Raw genomic sequence first — 17,170 nt, forward strand, 5'->3', positions numbered from 1 at the left:
CGGTTAGCGCATCCCGAGCCGCGTGCGCGCGACCAACAAGGCGACGAGACTCAGCACCGCGCAGCCCATCAGATACAGTGCGGGCGACAGCCGGTTGCCGGTCGCGCTGATCAGCCACGTGATCATGAACGGTGCGAAGCCGCCGAACAGCGTGACGCCGGTGTTGTAGCTGACCGCGAGACCGGTCGCGCGGGTCTGCGCCGGGAACAGCTCGGCCATCAGCGCCGGCAGCGCGCCGCAGTACGTCGCCTTCAGCAGGCCGATCCAGATCAGCGCGGCGAGCATCGTCGAGAACGACGCGTGATGCGTGAGCCACACGAACGTCGGCCAGACGGTCGCGAGCATCAGCACGGCGGCCGCGGCCATCACGCGGATCCGTCCGGTGCGATCGGACAGATGGCCGACGAGCGGCGTGACGAGCGTCAGCACGAAGCCGGTCGCGAGCGTCGCCGCGAAGCCCGTCGATGCCGGCAGCCCGAGCTGCTTGATCGCATACGTCGGCATGTACAGCACCATGTAGTTGATCGCGGTCGAGATCACGAGCACGCCGATCGACAGCAGCACGCGCATCTTCTGGTCCGCGAACAGCTCGCGCACGGGCGCTTCGGAGCGCGCCTGCGTCTTGAACTCGACCCCTTCGTCGACGTAGCGGCGGATGTAGAGGCCGATCGGACCGATCGCGAGCCCGAACAGAAACGGTACGCGCCAGCCCCAGCTTTCGAGTTGCGCGGTGCTCAGCGTCGACGTCAGCAGCGCGCCGAAGCCCGACGCGAGCAGCGTCGCGAGCCCCTGGCTCGCGAACTGCCAGCTCGACATGAAGCCGCGCCGCTGCGGCGCATGTTCGACGAGGAACGCGGTCGAGCTCGCGAATTCGCCGCCGGCCGAAAAGCCCTGCATCAGCCTCGACAGCATGATCCCGAGTGGTGCGAGGACGCCGATGGACGCGTAGGTCGGCATCAGTGCGATCAGCAGCGTGCCGACCATCATCATCCCGATCGACAGCAGCAGCGACGCCTTGCGGCCCGCGCGGTCCGCGTAGGCGCCGAGCACGAAGCCGCCGATCGGCCGGATCAGGTAGGACAGCCCGAACGTGCCGAGCGTGAGCAGCAGCGACGTCGCCTCGCTGGTCGCGGGGAAGAACAACTTGGCGATCGTCACCGCGAAAAAGCCGTAGACGATCAGGTCGAACCATTCGAGCGCATTGCCGATCGAGGCGGCGAAGATGATGCGCCGGATCTTCGCGGCGCTGGGGAGCGCGGCGTCCTGCGAGGTCAGGGTGGTCGTATTCATCGTGTGAGCAGGTCCCGAGAAAGGGGCGAAGCGCGTTACAGGGCGGCGCCGGCCGCGGCGGGTGCCGCGCGGCGAACGGGCGGCGCGGCGTCGCCGAGATCCCAGAAGAGGCCGGCCATCATCTGCAGTCCCTCGCGCACGACGCTCGCGAGCAGGTGCTCGTCGGGCGCGTGTTGCGAGCAGGCCGGATACGAGTGCGGCACCCACAGCGTCGGCAGCCCGAGCGTATCGGCGAACACTTCGTTCGGCAGCGTGCCGCCGAGATTCGGCAGGATCGCGGGCTTCTTGCCGGTCGTGCGCGCGAGCGACGCGACGGCCCAGCGGACCCACGGATCGTCCGGCGGCAGGCGCGTCGCCGGCGCGCCGCGTTCGACGTCGATCTCGACGTCGGCGAAGCCATGCGCATCGAGATGCGCGCGCAGGTGCGCATGCAGCGCTTGCCAGTCGGTGCCGACTACGAAACGCAGTTGGCAGTGCGCATACGCGACGGGCGGAATCGCATTGACCGGATGGTCGGGATTGCCGGCCTTGAACGCGAGGATCTCGAACGCGTTCCAGCCGAACACGCGCTCGGCGGCGGACAGGCCGGGCTCGCCCCAGTCGGCGTCGAGCGCCGGATCGCCGGGGCCGCCGCCGACGGACAGGTCGGCGAGGGCGGCGCGCACGGCGGCCGGGATCGGCGGCGGGCGCAGGCCCGCCACGCGGATCGCGCCGCGCGCGTCGACGAGGCTCGCGAGCGCGTTGGCGAGCACGGTCGCCGGGTTGCGCAGCAGGCCGCCCCAGTTGCCGGAGTGATGGCCGCCGTCGCGGGCGCGCAGGCTCAGCTTGAAGTTGACCGCGCCACGCGAGCCGAGGAACACGGTCGGGCGTTCGGCGGTGACGCGCGGCCCGTCGGACGCGATCAGCACGTCCGCCGCGAGCGCGTCGCGCTCCTGGCGGCACAGCGCGTCGAGGCCCGGCGAACCCGCTTCCTCGCCCATCTCGATCAGCAGTTTCGCGTTGAAGCCGAGCTCGCCGCCGCGCGCGTCGAGCACGCTCGCCAGCGCGGCCAGGTTGATCGTGTGCTGGCCCTTGTTGTCGGCGCTGCCGCGGCCGTACCAGCGATCGCCGTCGACGGTCAGCGTCCACGGCGACAGCGGCGCGCGCCATTGTGCGTCGTAGCCGCGCACGACGTCGCCGTGGCCGTAGATCAGGACGGTCGGCAGCGCGTCGTCCTCGTGGCGCGACGCGAGCAGAAACGGGCCGCCGCCGACGACGGGGTTCTCGACGATCCGCGACGTGAAGCCGAGGCGCGCGGCTTCCGGCGCGATCTCGTCGGTCAGGTAGGCGCGCAAGGCGGCACCCGCGCCGCTGTCCTGGCTTTCGGTGCGCAGGCCGACGCGGCGGCTCAGGGTTGTGAAGAAGGCGCCCGATTCGAACTGGTTCAGCGCGTGCTGGATGGCGGTGGTACGGCTCAAGACGTGTCTCCTTTGTCGGTTCTCCTGCGGGCGCGGCGCGCACGGCGGGGAGTGCGATCGATTCTAGGAAGCCGATTTTTTTGTCACAATGATCGAATTTCGAACATTTCGTTGCCGAAAAGGCAAAGCAAAGCGGCCCGGACGAGGGGCCCGGAGACAGAACGATGGCGGCTTTCCTGCATGGTCTTGCGCTGCGGTACTTCGTCGAAGTGGCGCGCACCGGGTCGATCAGCGACGCATCGGCGCGGCTGCACGTGGCCGTCTCGGCGATCAGCCGGCAGATCGCGAAGCTCGAGAGCGAGCTCGGCGCGCCGCTGTTCGAGCGCCGGCCGCGCGGGATGGCGCTGTCGGAGGCCGGCGAACGGCTGCTGGGCTTCGCGCAGCGCAGCCTGCTGGAGGCCGAGCACGTGATGAAGGAAATCGGCGGGCTGGAGGCGCTGCACGGCAGCCTGCTGAAGATCGCCTGCTCGGAAGGGTTCGCGATCGATTTCCTGCCGGGCGCGCTCGCGGGCTTCAAGGCGCGCCACCCGGGCGTCGACTTCTCGGTGTGGGTCGTGTCGCCGGCGGAGGCGACGCGGCGCGTGCGCGACGGCGACGCCGACATCGGGCTGACGTTCAGCCTGGCGCCGGAGCATGGCGTGCGCGTGGAGCACACGGAGCGTGCGCCGGTCTTCGCGCTCGTGCGGCGCGACCATCCGCTCGCGGCGCGCGACTCCGTGTCGCTCGCCGACGTCGCGCGGCACCCGCATGTGCTGCCGGAGGCCGGCACGACGGTGCGCCAGCTGATCGACATCGCGTGCGTGCTCGACGGGCTCATGCTCGAGCCGGAACTGACCAGCAACAACACCGCCGTGATGTACCGCTATGCGCAGCGTACCGGTGCGGTGATGTTCACGGGGCTGCTGTCGGTACGCGACCGCTTCGACTCGGACGGCTTCGTCGTCGTGCCCGTCACGAACCCGCAACTGCGCGAGCGCAGCATCCAGGTGCAGACCATGGCGGGGCGCGACCTGCCCGCGTCGGTACGTGCGTTTCGCGACCATCTGGTCGACGTGATGAGCGCCGCGTCGCCCCCGCCCGTTGCCGCGCGCGGCCCGGGACGCCCGGGCATGAGATAATCGCGAATCCGCCTTCCGTGCCCGTGCGGCTCACCGAGCCGCATCGCCCCTGTTCGACGCCAAATTGAAGAACCTGATTGTCACCCTCGATCGCGCCGGCGAGTTCGACGAGATCATCGACGTGCGCACGCCGCTCGAGTTCGCCGAGGACCATATCCCCGGCGCGCTGAACGCGCCCGTGCTCAGCAACGAGGAGCGTGTGATCGTCGGCACGATGTACCGTCAGGTGTCGCCGTACGAAGCGACGCGCGTCGGCGCGGCGATGGTCGCACGCAACATCGCGCGCCATCTCGACACTACGTTCGCCGACCGTCCGCGCAACTGGCGGCCGCTGATCTACTGCTGGCGCGGCGGCAAGCGCTCGGGCTCGATGACGACCTGGTTCAACCTGATCGGCTGGCAGGCGCGGCAGCTCGACGGCGGCTACAAGGCCTATCGCCGCTCGGTGTGCGCGACGCTCGACACGCTGCCCACGCGGTTCCGCTACATCGCGCTCGTCGGCCATACGGGCTGCGGCAAGACGCGGCTCTTGAACGCGCTGCGCGACGAAGGGGCGCAGACGCTCGATCTCGAGGCGCTCGCGTGCCACCGCGGCTCGCTGCTCGGCGCATTGCCGGGCGTGCCGCAGCCCGCGCAGAAGTCGTTCGATTCGGGCCTTGTCGGAACGCTGGAGCGTTTCGACCCCGCATGGCCCGTCTTCGTCGAATCGGAAAGCCGCAAGATCGGGCTCGTGCAGTTGCCGCTCGCGCTGATGGACGCGTTTCGCGCGGGGCCATGGGTGCAGGTCGAAGCCGAGCATGACGAACGCATCGCGTTTCTGCTCGAGGACTATGCGCATCTGTTCGACGAACCGGACGCGTTCAAGGCGCAGCTGGATCGACTGATCGGGCTGCACAGCCGGGAGGAGGTCGCGCGCTGGAACGCACTGATCGACGCGAACGCGCGCGCCGAACTGTTCCGCACGCTGATCGACAAGCATTACGATCCTGCGTATGCACGCACCTATCGTTCGTCGTACGACAAATCGAACCGCGTGCTGACGTTCACATTCCGGCCGAATGCGGCCGACGTGCGCCAGCAGGCGCGCGCGCTGCTCGACGCACTCGCGCGCTCCGGGCTCCCGGCGTCGCCCGTCGCCGGCGACGCAGCAGGATCCGACACCGACACAAACCAATCGACCACCACACGATGACGACCACACGCACCCAACCCAATCCGGCGCTCGGCTGGATGACCTTCCTGCTGATCGCAGTCGCGGGACTGTTCTACGTGAAATGGTTCCCGTACTACAACAAGGCATTCGTCGCCGCCGAGCATCATTCGATCGGCCAGTCGATCCTGATGGGCACGTCGGCGACCGCGCCCGAGCCGTCGCTGAAGGCGGCGCTCGACTACGCATGGGCATACGGCAAGGCGATCTGGCAGGCGATGGTGCTCGGCTTGCTGCTCGGTTCGGCCGTGCAGGCGCTGCTGCCCGCGCACTGGGTTGCACGCGTGCTCGGTCGCACGGGCTTCGGCAGTGTCGCCGCGGGCGGCCTGCTGTCGCTGCCCGGCATGATGTGCACGTGCTGCGCGGCACCGGTCGTCGCCGGCCTGCGCGCGCGGCATGCGTCGCCGGGCGGTGCGGTCGCGTTCTGGCTCGGCAACACGGTGCTGAATCCGGCCGCGCTGGTGTTCATGGGCTTCGTGCTCGGCTGGCACTGGAGCGCGCTGCGGCTCGTGCTCGGCATTGCGATGGTGTTCGGGATCGGCTATCTGCTGAACCGCATCGCGCGTCCCGAGGACCGCGGCATCGACGACGCGCAACTCGCTGCGCTGGTGGCCGGGCAGGCCGCGGCCGGCAATCCGTTCGTCCGCTGGATCAAGCTGCTCGCGCGCATGGCCGTGCGGCTCGTGCCCGAATACATCGTGCTCGTGCTGCTGCTCGGCGCGGCGCGCGCATGGCTGTTCCCGCATATCGGCCCGGACATCGGCAACCATCTCGGCTGGATCATCGCGTTCGCGGTCGCGGGCACGTTGTTCGTGATCCCGACGGCCGGTGAGGTGCCGATCATCCAGGCGATGCTGTCGCTCGGCATGGGCGTCGGCCCGGCCGCCGCGCTGCTGATGACGCTGCCGCCGATCAGCGTGCCGTCGCTCGCGATGCTCGCGCGTTCGTTCAAGCCGTACATGCTGGCGATCGTCACGGCCCTCGTCGTCGTGTTCGGGATCGCGAGCGGGCTGCTCGCGATCGCGTTCGGGTTCTGACGGCGACGCACGGGACGGCCAGCCGGCGCGCATGCCCGGCAGCCGGCGACCGGGCCTGCGGGATGGCCGCTGCGCCGCGCGCAGACCGATCCCGTCGCTTGATCGTCGTATTCATCCGGCGCCGCCGCTTCACGCATGCGGCGCCCTTTACAAGAAGCAAACAGGAAAACGCATGACCCAACCGAAGATTCATCCTCGACTCGAAAAGGCGCTGACGCGCGGCGATCTCGCGATCCGCCAGGCCAATTCCGCGCGGGCGACTGCCGTGCTGAACGCGCTCGGCACGATGATCATCGAGGCCTCCGCCACGATCGGCGTCGAGGCCAGCATCGAGATTCCGCAGGGCGACCGCATTTACGATCCGGTGAACGGCCTGTGGCCGCAGAAGATGCTGGTGTCGTTCGACGGCCCGGTCGACGAAGCCGACGCGGAAGAGCTGCGTGCGGTCTATCTGATCGCCGACGATCCGGGTACGCAATTCCGCGTCGAATGGCATCGTGCGGACGGCAAGCTCGGTCGCCAGGAAGGCGGCCCGCTGGCGACCGTCGCATTCCTGACCGACGTCGAGATTCCGTGGAGCGATGACGACGAGTAACGTCGTCTCAAAGTCTTCACATCGGGCCGGCGCCGCGCGCGCCGGCCGTCAGCGCATCATTCGCCGCCGGAACAGCCACGCGCAGACCACGAATCCGCCGATCGCATAGCCGGCGAGCACCGCGAGATGCAGGCCGACGTCCGTCGCCGGCCGGCCGAGCATCGCGGGCCGGATCAGTTCGACCGCGTTCGCGAGCGGCAGCACGTGCGCCGCGCGCTGGGCGATCGGCGGCAGCTGCGTGATCGGGAAGAACACGCCCGACAGCAGCAGCATCGGCGTCAGCACGAGCGTCTGATAGAACATGAAGAAGTCGTAGGACGGCGCGAGCGCCGTGACGATCATCGCGGTGCTCGCGAACGCGAGGCCGGCGAGCGCGATCACGGGCAGCGCCGCGAGCATCGACGGAAAGTGCGCATAGCCGAGCAGGCCCGCGACGAGCATGATCGCGACGCCCGACAACAGCGCCTTGCTCGCACCCCAGACAATCTCGCCGAGCACGATGTCGCCCAGCGAGAGCGGCGTGTGCATGATCGCTTCCCAGGTGCGCTGCACGTGCATCCGCGAGAAGCCCGAATACATCGACTCGAAGCTCGCGGACATCATCACGCTCGAACCGACCGTGCCGGCGGCGAGGAACGCGATATACGACACGCCGTCGACGTGGCCGAGCATCAGTCCGAGGCCGAACCCCAGCCCGAACAGGTAGATCATCGGATCGGCGAGATTGCCGAACAGTGAGGCGAGCGCGAGCTTGCGCCACACGAGGTAGTTGCGCCGCCATACGGCGATCCAGTTGGTCGCGTTCGCGGGCAGTGCGATCGCGAAGCGTGACTCGCGTGGCGGCGCGGACGGCGCGGCGGCGGAATAGTTGCGTGCGTCCATGATCGATCAGTCCTGCATTTCGCGGCCCGTGAGCCGCAGGAACACGTCTTCCAGATTGGCCGGACGATGCAGATAGCGCAACCCCGTGCGCCCCTTGAGTCGCGCACTGAGCGGCTCGGGATCGGTCACGTAGCAGAACAGCGTTTCGCCGCTGATCTCGGTGTGCTTCGCGAACGGCGCCAGCTCGTCGCGCAATGCGACCGGGTCGGGCCCGTAGATCTCGATCACGTCGCAGCCGATCTCGGACTCGATCAGCGCATGCGGCGCGCCTTCGGTGATCTTGCGGCCTTCCTCGATCACGCACAGCCGGTCGCACAGGCGTTCGGCTTCCTCCATGAAATGCGTGGTGATCAGGATCGTCTTGCCGCGCGCGAGCAGCGAGCGCAACCGCTCCCACATCAGGTGCCGCGCCTGCGGATCGAGGCCCGTCGTCGGCTCGTCGAGCACCAGCACGTCGGGATCGTTGACGAGCGCACGGGCGAGCGTCAGACGCCGCTTCGTCCCGCCCGACAGCTCGCCCACCTTTGCATCGGCCTTGTTTTCCAGCTTCGCGAATTCGAGCAGCGGCTGCACGAGCGCGCGCGCAGCCTGCGCCGACATCCCGAAATAGCGGCTGAACACGAGCAGGTTTTCGCGGACCGTGAAGTCCGGATCGAGGTTGTCGAACTGCGGGACGACACCGACGCGCCGGCGCGCATGCCGCGCGCGTGTCGGAACCGGTTCGCCGCACAGTGAAATGGCGCCCGCATCGGGATAGACGAGGCCGAGCAGCATCTTCAGCGTCGTGGTCTTGCCGGCGCCGTTCGGCCCGAGCAGGCCGTAGCATTCGCCGGCCTGCACGTGGAAGGAGAGGTCGTTGACGACGAGCTTGTCGCCATAGCGCTTTTCAACGTTCCGGAAATCGATCGGTGCAACGGACATGGGCAGGTTGTCGTTGTAAGCGGGCGCGGACGCGTTTCGCGGCCAGCCCGCGGGGCGTGCCGGCCGGCGAACGGATCGGGCGAATGCGTGTCACATGAGCATGACCGGGGCGAACGCACGTCGAGGGCACGAACGGGCCATTCTAGTGCATCGGCTGCGTCTCTTCAGCGCATGCCGGCGCGGCACGGTGCATGGGCGCACGGATCGTGCACCGCATCATCGCCGACGCTCCCCGCGTGGCGAATCAGCGTTTTCCATCCCTTGCGTCCTGAATTGCGGCGCACCATGATGAGTGCATAGGGCACGTAGTCGCGATAGGGAGGTTTCATGGCTAGCTACAACAAGATTCTGCTGTGCTACGACGGCACGCTCGAGGGACGCAAGGCATTGCGGTGCGGTGCCAATCTTGCGCTGGACCTGAAGGCGGAAACGCATTTGCTGTCGGTCGTCGACATGCGCTCGAGCATCGCGCAAAGCGCGGGGTTGCTGACCGACGTCGCGTGCGGCCGCTTCGAGGAAACCGCGCGCGAGATCCTGCAGGAAGGCGTGAACTGGCTGCGCGAGCGCGGCGTCCAGGCGGAAGGCCATTTCGCGTTCGGCTATCCGATCGACGAAATCGCGAATCTCGCGACGGAGTTGAAGGCCGACCTCGTCGTCGTCGGCCATCGGTGCCGCAGCGGGTTGTCGAGATGGTGGATGGGGTCGGGCAACACACAGCTGCTCGATCGCGTGAACTGCAGCATTCTGGTCGCGTGTTCGTCGGCCGAAGAGCAAAAGGCCGAGATGGCGCGCGAACGCGAAGCGGCCACCGCGAACGGCAAGTAACGCAGTGATCGCGTGAACGGCCGGATTGCCGGCGGTTCACGCGCGGTCGCGCGCAGTGCCGCAACAGCGGTATCGAACGCGACCGCCACTGCGATTGCTCAGGCGTGCAGGTCGATCGCGGACAGCTTCCACGAGAACAGGCCGAAGCGGCGGAAGACCGCCGCATAGCGCGTGCCGTCGGCGCTGCGCTGGTAGGTCACGACGAATTCATCGATATTCCGGTAGCCGGCACTCGTTTGCTGCTGATGACCCGTATCGCTCGGGCTCGCTGGTGCGGGCGCGGGCGCGGGTGCCGGTGCCGGCGCAGACGCAGCGGTGGCATTGCTGCCCGGCACGGGTGCGCTAGCCGGATTGGCCGGTGGCGCGGCCGGTGCGTTGCCGGGCGCACCGCCTGACGGCGGGCCCGACCATCCGGGGGGCCGCTCGCCCGGATTACCACGCGGCGGGATGCCGTTCATCAACGCCGCCACACCTTCCGGTGTCGCATAGGCATCGACCAGCGGGCCGATCAACGCAGATCCGATCAGCGCGCCAATCACCGCGAACGGATTGTCCTTCTTCACCGCGTCGATCCGGCGCATCAACTCTTCCGTGACCTGCTGCTTCAGGCTGATGCGCAGCGACGGAAAGTCGACATATTCGCTGACCGCTTGCGCATCGCGCGCGTCGATCGCCGATTTCAGGCGACCTAGCGCGACGTACGGTGACGCGTAGGCATAGCCGACCGCCGCCAGGACGGCGACGGCCAGCACGACAATCAGCAAGGGCTTGAGCCGCCACGCGCGGCCCGACGATCCAGTCACGATGCCTCCGGTGCGGACAGGTTCCGCAATCAGAGACCGCCGTGCGTGGACGATCGTTCCTCGTCGATGCAGCGATCGATCATCCGGCACACGGCATCGATCGTCCCGACCATGATCAGGCGCGACCGACCGTGATAGACGCGCACCGGCGCGCGGCGCGCCGGTTCCGCGTGATTCAGGCCGGCGTTCAGCGAGACCCGCGCGAATGCGGGAAGCGCCGACGGCAGCAGCGACGCCTGCCGTTCAACTGCGACTTCTTGGCTCACCACGGGCGCGGCCGCGGACAGCGGCGCACAGGGCGTGCGGCCGCGCAGGTGACGCAGGCGACCGAATTGACGGAAAGGCAGCAAACGGGAAAGGCGTTCCATGGTGTTCTCCTCAGCGAGACCGATTGTCAGAGTTCGCCCGAGCGGATCAGCCCGACGGCGATGCCTTCCAGCGCGAATTCCGCGCTGCCGGCCTTGACGAAGATGTTTTCGTAATCCGGGTTCTCCGCGATCAGCTCGAGGCCGCCGGGCCGGCGCATCAGGCGCTTGACCGTGACGTCGTCGCCCAGACGCGCGACGATGATCTGGCCGTCCTTCGCTTCCGTGCGCTTCTGCACGGCGAGGAGGTCGCCGTCGAGAATGCCGGCGTCGCGCATCGACAGGCCGCGCACCTTCAGCAGGTAGTCGGGCTTGCTCGTGAACAGCGCGGGATCGCACGCGTAATGCTGCGAGATGTGCTCCTGCGCGAGGATCGGGCTACCGGCCGCCACCCGGCCGACGAGCGGCAGCGACAGCTGCATCAGGCCGGCGTGCGGCAGCGTGAACTGGTGCGGCGCATCGTCGATGCCGAGCAGGCGAATGCCGCGCGACGCGCCGGCGGCCAGCTCGATCACGCCCTTGCGCGCCAGCGCACGGAGGTGTTCCTCGGCCGCGTTCGGCGAGCTGAAACCCAGCTCGGCCGCGATCTCGGCGCGCGTGGGCGGGAAACCGGAGCGCTCGATCGCCCGGCGAATCAAGTCGAACACTTGCTGCTGACGTGCGGTGAGTTTGGTCATGGCTTAACTGTATGGATAGACAGTGAGCTGTATTTTTATACAGTACTTCGCGAATTTCAAGTGTTACTTGAGGTTCGACGCGATCGCGCCGGTTCCGCTGCGATTTCGCGACGTCCGGACGCCGGTTTGTCTGCCGCAACCGTCCGCCCAGTCTGCGTTAGCACTTTTGAGTATTAAAAAATGAAGAACGATTATTTTTAATCATGTAACCCGTTCGCTAGACTGGCCCGACATCGCAACATCGACAACACTGGAGAACCAAGGATGGCGAAGCGCAACACGGGGCTGGTGGGCGGAGCGGGCCGCCTGATCGCAACACTCGCGCTGGGCGCGGCGGCGGCGCTGGGCGTCGTGACGCATGCCCAGGCCGATACGACGTTCCTGAACGTGTCGTACGACCCGACGCGCGAGCTGTATCAGGACTTCAACCAGGCGTTCGGCAAGGAGTGGAAGGTGAAGACGGGCGAGACGGTCAACTTCAAGCAGTCGCACGGCGGCTCGGGCGCGCAGGCGCGCTCGGTGCTCGACGGCCTGCAGGCCGACGTCGTCACGCTGGCGCTCGCCTACGACATCGACGCGCTCGCCAACAAGGGGCTGGTGAACAAGGACTGGCAGAAGCGCCTGCCGGACAACGCATCGCCGTACACGTCGACGATCGTGTTCCTCGTGCGCAAGGGCAACCCGAAAGGGATCAAGGACTGGGACGACCTCACCAAGCCGGGCATCTCGATCGTCACGCCGAACCCGAAGACCTCGGGCGGCGCGCGCTGGAACTACCTGGCCGCATGGTCGTATGCCGTGCACAAGCCGGGCGGTAACGAGCAGGGCGCGAAGGAATTCGTGACGAAGCTCTACAAGAATGCAGGCGTGCTCGATTCGGGCGCGCGTGGCGCGACGACGAGCTTCGTGCAGCGCGGGATCGGCGACGTGCTGATCGCGTGGGAGAACGAGGCGTTCCTGTCGATCAAGGAATTCGGCACCGACAAGTTCGAGATCGTCGTGCCGTCGGTGAGCATCCTGGCCGAGCCGCCCGTCGCGGTGGTCGACAAGGTGGTCGACAAGAAGGGCACGCGCAAGCTGGCGGAGGCCTACCTGAATTTCCTGTATAGCCCGCAGGGCCAGGAGATCGCGGCGCGCAACTACTACCGTCCGCGTTCGAAGAACGTGCCGGCGGAGCTGACGAAGCAGTTCCCGAAGCTGAAGCTGTACACGGTCGACGACACGTTCGGCGGCTGGACGAATGCGCAGAAGACGCATTTCGCGGACGGCGGCGTGTTCGACTCGATCTACAAGCCGCAGTAACGCGAACAGTCACGCCACGCAGCAAACCCATAACGACAGCGGCGCGCCACGACAGCGCGTCGCATCCCCGACAGCCGCCGGCGCGATTCCTCGTGCCGGCGTTTGCGTCGGACCCATGAGCAGCATCGACCCAGCAAGAGCATCCGATGACGACGTACACCTTTCGCAAGCCGAGCGCGCTGCCCGGCTTCGGCGTGACGCTCGGCATCACGGTGGCCTATTTGAGCCTCGTGGTGCTGATCCCGCTCGCCGCCACGTTCCTGAAGACCGCGACGCTGTCGTGGGACCAGTTCGTCACCGCCGTCACGTCGCCGCGCGTACTCGCGTCGTATCGGCTGACGTTTTCCGCCGCCCTGGGCGGCGCCTTGATCAACGCCGTGTTCGGCTTTCTCGTCGCGTGGGTGCTGGTGCGCTACCGGTTCCCGTTCAAGCGCCTCATCGACGCGATCGTCGATCTGCCGTTCGCATTGCCGACCTCGGTCGCGGGCATTTCGCTTGCAGCGGTCTACGCGACCAACGGCTGGGTCGGCCAGTATCTCGCGCCGTTCGGCATCAAGATCGCGTTCACGCCGGTCGGCGTGCTGGTGGCGCTGACCTTCATCGGGCTGCCGTTCGTCGTGCGCACCGTGCAGCCGGTGCTCGAGGATTTCGAGCGCGAGCAGGAGGAGGCCGCCGCGTGCCTCGGCGCATCGCGCTGGCTGACGTTCCGCCGCGTCGTGCTGCCGGCCGTGCTGCCGGCGCTGCTCACCGGCTTCGCGCTGGCGTTCGCGCGCGCGCTCGGCGAATACGGGTCGGTGATCTTCATCGCCGGCAACGTGCCGATGAAATCCGAGATCACGTCGCTGCTGATCATCACGAAGCTCGAGCAGTACGACTATGCGGGCGCGACCGCACTAGCGGTCGTGATGTTGGTCGTGTCGTTCCTGATGCTGCTCCTGATCAACACGCTGCAGTGGTATCTGCAGCGTCGTACGAGCAAGGGGGCGAGCGGCCCCGCGCCGTCGACCGCAACCATTGCCGCGACCGCCGCAGGAGGCCAGCAATGAGCCAGGAGTCCAGTGCCGTGCTGAACAACCCGTCCGCCGCGCGCGCGCGCGCCGCGAAACAGCCCGACCCCGTCAGCGAGTCGCGCGTCGTGCGCTGGCTGCTCACGGGCACCGCGCTGGCGTTCCTCGCGTTCTTCCTCGTCGTGCCGCTCGCCGCGGTGTTCTTCGAGGCGCTGCGCAAGGGCGTCGGCTTCTATCTCGAATCGCTCGCCGATCCGGACGCATGGTCGGCGATCAAGCTGACGCTGACGGTCGCCGTGATCGCGGTGCCGCTGAATCTCGTGTTCGGCGTGTGCGCGTCGTGGGCGATCGCGAAGTTCGAATTCCGCGGCAAGGCGTTGCTGACCACGCTGATCGACCTGCCGTTCTCCGTGTCGCCGGTGATCTCGGGCCTCGTCTACGTGCTGCTGTTCGGCGCGCAGGGCTGGCTCGGGCCGTGGCTGCAGGACCACGACGTGCAGATCATCTTCGCGGTGCCGGGCATCGTGCTCGCGACGATCTTCGTCACGTTCCCGTTCGTCGCGCGCGAGCTGATCCCGCTGATGCAGGCGCAGGGCACCGACGAGGAAGAGGCCGCGCGCGTGCTCGGCGCGTCGGGCTGGCAGATCTTCCGGCGCGTGACGCTGCCGAACGTGAAGTGGGGCCTGCTGTATGGCGTGATCCTGTGCAATGCGCGCGCGATGGGCGAGTTCGGTGCGGTGTCGGTCGTGTCCGGCCACATTCGCGGCGTAACCGACACGATGCCGCTGCACGTCGAGATCCTGTACAACGAATACAACTTCGCGGCGGCGTTCGCCGTGGCGTCGGTGCTGGCGCTGCTCGCGCTCGTCACGCTCGCGCTGAAGCTGCTCGCCGAGCGTCATCTCGCCGCCGAACTGGCCGGCGCACGCGATGACGTTCCCGCTCATGCCGGCCCCGTCGCCGCCATTTCGTCGAAATCGTAAAGAGGCAACCAGAATGGGTATCACTGTCCGTCACCTTCAGAAGCGCTTCGGCGATTTCACCGCCCTCGACAACGTGTCGCTCGACTTCCCCGCGGGCGAGCTCGTCGCGCTGCTCGGGCCGTCCGGCTGCGGCAAGACCACGCTGCTGCGCGTGATCGCGGGCCTCGAGCACGCGGACGCCGGCCAGGTCGTGCTGCAGGGGCTCGACGTCGCGTCGGTCGGCGCGCGCGATCGCCAGGTCGGCTTCGTGTTCCAGCATTACGCGCTGTTTCGCCACATGACCGTATTCGAGAACGTCGCGTTCGGGCTGCGCGTGAAGCCGCGCCGCGAGCGGCCGTCGGAAGCCGTGATCCGCGAGAAGGTGCACGAGCTGCTGAAGCTCGTGCAGCTCGACTGGCTCGCGCAGCGCTATCCGTCCGAGCTGTCGGGCGGCCAGCGCCAGCGGATCGCGCTCGCCCGCGCGCTCGCGGTCGAGCCGAAGGTGCTGCTGCTCGACGAGCCGTTCGGCGCGCTCGACGCGAAGGTGCGCAAGGAACTGCGCGGCTGGCTGCGGCGCCTGCACGACGATCTGCACATCTCGACGATCTTCGTCACGCACGACCAGGAAGAGGCGCTGGAAGTGGCCGACCGGATCGTCGTGCTGAACCGCGGGCACGTGGAGCAGGTCGGCAGCCCGCAGGACGTCTATGATCATCCGCAAAGCGCGTTCGTCTACGAATTCCTCGGCGCGGCGAACCGCCTGCCGGGCACGGTCGCCGGCCGTGGCTTCGTCGCCGAGGGCGCGGCGGCGCCGATCGCGGTCGATGCCGATTTCGCGGGCCCCGCGAACGCGTATGTGCGGCCGCACGACCTGCAGCTGTGGCCGGCCGGCGACGGTCATCGCGACGGCATCGCGGTGGACGTGCGCCGCGTGATCCCGCTCGGCGGCTCGGTGCGGGTCGAACTCGAGGCGCGCACGGGCGGCGCGCTCGAAGCGGAACTCGATCGCGACGCGTGGCGTGCGCTCGCGCTGCAGGTCGGCGACGGCGCGACGGCCGTGCCGCGCGCGGTCCGGGTATTTCCCGCACACTGACGTCCGAACCCGGTAAAGAGAAGAGGGCGGATACCGCTCCGGAGTGACATTCAAACAACGACAGCCTAAGAGGCATACCCATGAATTTTCAGCAATTGCGTTTCGTGCGCGAAGCCGTGCGTCAGAACATGAACCTGACGGAAGTCGCGAACGTGCTGTACACGTCGCAGTCGGGCGTGTCGAAGCAGATCAAGGATCTCGAGGACGAACTGGGCGTCGACATCTTCATCCGGCGCGGCAAGCGGCTCACGGGGCTCACGGAGCCCGGCAAGGCCGTGCACCAGCTGATCGAGCGGATGCTGCTCGACGCAGAGAACCTGCGCCGCGTCGCGCGCCAGTTCGCGGACCAGGACAGCGGCCACCTCGTCGTCGCGACCACGCACACGCAGGCGCGCTACGCACTGCCGAAGGTGATCCGGCAGTTCACCGACGTGTTCCCGAAGGTGCATCTCGCGCTGCGCCAGGGCAGCCCGCAGCAGATCGCGCAGATGATCCTGAACGGCGAAGCCGATCTCGGTATCTCGACCGAGGCGCTCGACCGCTATCCGGACATTGTGACGTTCCCGTGCTATTCGTGGCACCACACGGTTGTCGTGCCGAAGGGGCATCCGCTCGTCGGCCGCGAGAACCTGACGCTCGACGAAATCGCCGAGTATCCGATCATCACGTATGACCAGGACTTCACGGGCCGCTCGCACATCGACCAGGCGTTCACGCAGGCCGGCGCGGTGCCCGACGTCGTGCTGACCGCGATCGACGCGGACGTGATCAAGACCTACGTCGAGCTCGGAATGGGGATCGGCGTCGTCGCGGCGATGGCCTTCGATCCGCAGCGCGACACCGGGCTCGTCGCGCTCGACACGCAGCACCTGTTCGAGGCGAGCACGACGCGGGTCGGGCTGCGCAAGGGCGCGTTCCTGCGCGCGTATGCGTACCGGCTGATCGAGATGTTCGCGCCGCAGCTGAACGAAGCGGAAATCGCCGCGCAGCTGCGCGAAACGGTCTAACGGTGGGGCGATGGCGCGGCAAGCGCCCGCCGGACGTGCTGCGCGATGGCTGTCATGACGGCGGTTTCGCGTCGTCATGGCATCGTGTGCCCACGCATCGAACCTGCGATGGACGTCTTCGCTGACAATCCGGCTTGCCGCGAGCGGCGACCGTCACATATGCGCCGATTAAACAGAACAACAAGACGGCACATTCGAATGCCTTGCTCGACCCTCTCGAGCGGGCCACTTTCACAAAGATATGATTTAATCCGCCGGAGCGCGGATCGGCAAACCGCGTCGGCGCTGCTGCGCGGGCCGTTGCCGCTGGCGGCTCGGGCCTGCAGCGGCCAGCGCATCGCATCGCGCTGAATGAAATCGGAACAGTGCACACGTGGAAAACGCAAAGCGAATTCGATGGTCAAGCCGGATTCGACGAAGGCCGATCATTGAACCGAAAGCGGTTTCCTTCGCGATCGCGACGAAGCGGCGCCGCGGCCCCCGCTGTAACGCGCCGCAATCGGCACGCGTAATCGCGTGCTCCGAATAAACCCTTAAATATTGATCAGACGGGTTGCGCGTCGAACCGAAACGGTACAGCATAGCTTTCACTCCGCCGGCGTCCCGCCGGCGGTGGCGC

General features: G+C 67.5%; 18 protein-coding genes. 10 read left to right on the forward strand and 8 right to left on the reverse strand.

The features are described 5' to 3' along the window. Positions 1-3 precede the first annotated feature (3 nt). The gene (locus ACVK00_RS29210) at positions 4-1,290 is read right to left on the reverse strand and encodes an MFS transporter (protein WP_011656781.1); all 1,287 of its coding nucleotides are present in this window, start codon (positions 1,288-1,290) and stop codon (positions 4-6) included. 35 nt (positions 1,291-1,325) lie between these two features. Beyond that, positions 1,326-2,747: a M20 family metallopeptidase gene (locus ACVK00_RS29215; RefSeq protein ID WP_284891585.1), complete on the reverse strand. Its 1,422-nt coding sequence runs from the start codon at positions 2,745-2,747 to the stop codon at positions 1,326-1,328. 164 nt (positions 2,748-2,911) lie between these two features. On the opposite strand from ACVK00_RS29215, the gene ACVK00_RS29220 reads away from it, so the two are divergent. The 4 genes from ACVK00_RS29220 to ACVK00_RS29235 all read left to right on the forward strand — a co-directional run bounded on the left by ACVK00_RS29220 (position 2,912) and on the right by ACVK00_RS29235 (position 6,707). Next, the gene (locus ACVK00_RS29220; protein ID WP_284891584.1) at positions 2,912-3,865 is read left to right on the forward strand and encodes a LysR family transcriptional regulator; all 954 of its coding nucleotides are present in this window, start codon (positions 2,912-2,914) and stop codon (positions 3,863-3,865) included. 64 nt (positions 3,866-3,929) lie between these two features. Then, the gene (gene mnmH, locus ACVK00_RS29225; RefSeq protein WP_284891583.1) at positions 3,930-5,057 is read left to right on the forward strand and encodes a tRNA 2-selenouridine(34) synthase MnmH; all 1,128 of its coding nucleotides are present in this window, start codon (positions 3,930-3,932) and stop codon (positions 5,055-5,057) included. Continuing rightward, positions 5,054-6,112 (forward strand): permease, encoded by a 1,059-nt coding sequence (locus ACVK00_RS29230; protein ID WP_228907540.1) that lies wholly within the window; start codon positions 5,054-5,056, stop codon positions 6,110-6,112. Before mnmH ends, ACVK00_RS29230 begins: the two co-directional genes overlap by 4 nt. A 172-nt stretch (positions 6,113-6,284) precedes the next feature. Further along, complete coding sequence (locus ACVK00_RS29235; RefSeq protein ID WP_006759454.1) at positions 6,285-6,707, forward strand: hypothetical protein; 423 nt, start codon at positions 6,285-6,287, stop codon at positions 6,705-6,707. A 48-nt stretch (positions 6,708-6,755) separates the two neighbouring features. Here the strand turns inward: ACVK00_RS29235 and ACVK00_RS29240 are convergent, their stop codons facing one another. Both ACVK00_RS29240 and nodI read right to left on the reverse strand, forming a co-directional pair. Further along, positions 6,756-7,589 carry an ABC transporter permease gene (locus ACVK00_RS29240; protein WP_166725339.1) on the reverse strand — a complete coding sequence of 278 codons (834 nt, stop codon included), beginning with the start codon at positions 7,587-7,589 and terminating at the stop codon, positions 6,756-6,758. Between the two features lie 6 nt (positions 7,590-7,595). Next, the gene (gene nodI, locus ACVK00_RS29245; protein WP_354122964.1) at positions 7,596-8,510 is read right to left on the reverse strand and encodes a nodulation factor ABC transporter ATP-binding protein NodI; all 915 of its coding nucleotides are present in this window, start codon (positions 8,508-8,510) and stop codon (positions 7,596-7,598) included. Between the two features lie 327 nt (positions 8,511-8,837). Between nodI and ACVK00_RS29250 the strand changes: the two genes are divergently transcribed. Then, on the forward strand, positions 8,838-9,335 hold the full coding sequence (locus ACVK00_RS29250) for a universal stress protein (protein WP_006754652.1): 498 nt from the start codon (positions 8,838-8,840) through the stop codon (positions 9,333-9,335). A 98-nt stretch (positions 9,336-9,433) separates the two neighbouring features. Here the strand turns inward: ACVK00_RS29250 and ACVK00_RS29255 are convergent, their stop codons facing one another. Genes ACVK00_RS29255 through lexA form a run of 3 tightly spaced genes read right to left on the reverse strand, consistent with a single transcriptional unit; the run spans position 9,434 to position 11,180 of the window. Continuing rightward, positions 9,434-10,138: a DUF2939 domain-containing protein gene (locus ACVK00_RS29255; protein ID WP_284891582.1), complete on the reverse strand. Its 705-nt coding sequence runs from the start codon at positions 10,136-10,138 to the stop codon at positions 9,434-9,436. Between the two features lie 29 nt (positions 10,139-10,167). Then, complete coding sequence (locus ACVK00_RS29260) at positions 10,168-10,506, reverse strand: hypothetical protein (protein WP_228907544.1); 339 nt, start codon at positions 10,504-10,506, stop codon at positions 10,168-10,170. A gap of 26 nt (positions 10,507-10,532) precedes the next feature. Continuing rightward, complete coding sequence (gene lexA / locus ACVK00_RS29265) at positions 10,533-11,180, reverse strand: transcriptional repressor LexA (RefSeq protein WP_006754655.1); 648 nt, start codon at positions 11,178-11,180, stop codon at positions 10,533-10,535. A 264-nt stretch (positions 11,181-11,444) separates the two neighbouring features. On the opposite strand from lexA, the gene ACVK00_RS29270 reads away from it, so the two are divergent. From ACVK00_RS29270 to ACVK00_RS29290, 5 genes are all read left to right on the forward strand, one after another. After that, a complete protein-coding gene (locus ACVK00_RS29270; RefSeq protein WP_284891581.1) occupies positions 11,445-12,482 on the forward strand; it encodes a sulfate ABC transporter substrate-binding protein in 1,038 nt (345 codons plus the stop codon). A 146-nt stretch (positions 12,483-12,628) separates the two neighbouring features. Next, positions 12,629-13,528 carry a sulfate ABC transporter permease subunit CysT gene (cysT, locus tag ACVK00_RS29275; protein ID WP_284891580.1) on the forward strand — a complete coding sequence of 300 codons (900 nt, stop codon included), beginning with the start codon at positions 12,629-12,631 and terminating at the stop codon, positions 13,526-13,528. Next, positions 13,525-14,472, forward strand: coding sequence for a sulfate ABC transporter permease subunit CysW (gene cysW / locus ACVK00_RS29280; RefSeq protein WP_228907546.1), 948 nt, complete (start codon positions 13,525-13,527; stop codon positions 14,470-14,472). Before cysT ends, cysW begins: the two co-directional genes overlap by 4 nt. A gap of 13 nt (positions 14,473-14,485) precedes the next feature. Then, entirely contained in the window at positions 14,486-15,544 is a 1,059-nt protein-coding gene (locus tag ACVK00_RS29285; protein ID WP_228907547.1) for a sulfate/molybdate ABC transporter ATP-binding protein, read from the forward strand. A gap of 80 nt (positions 15,545-15,624) precedes the next feature. Next, complete coding sequence (locus ACVK00_RS29290; protein ID WP_006755334.1) at positions 15,625-16,551, forward strand: CysB family HTH-type transcriptional regulator; 927 nt, start codon at positions 15,625-15,627, stop codon at positions 16,549-16,551. A 246-nt stretch (positions 16,552-16,797) separates the two neighbouring features. Here ACVK00_RS29290 and ACVK00_RS29295 read toward each other — a convergent pair whose 3' ends face one another. Then, complete coding sequence (locus ACVK00_RS29295; RefSeq protein WP_284891578.1) at positions 16,798-17,133, reverse strand: hypothetical protein; 336 nt, start codon at positions 17,131-17,133, stop codon at positions 16,798-16,800. Positions 17,134-17,170: the final 37 nt, after the last annotated feature.

Source organism: Burkholderia sp. PvR073, assembly GCF_054055695.1.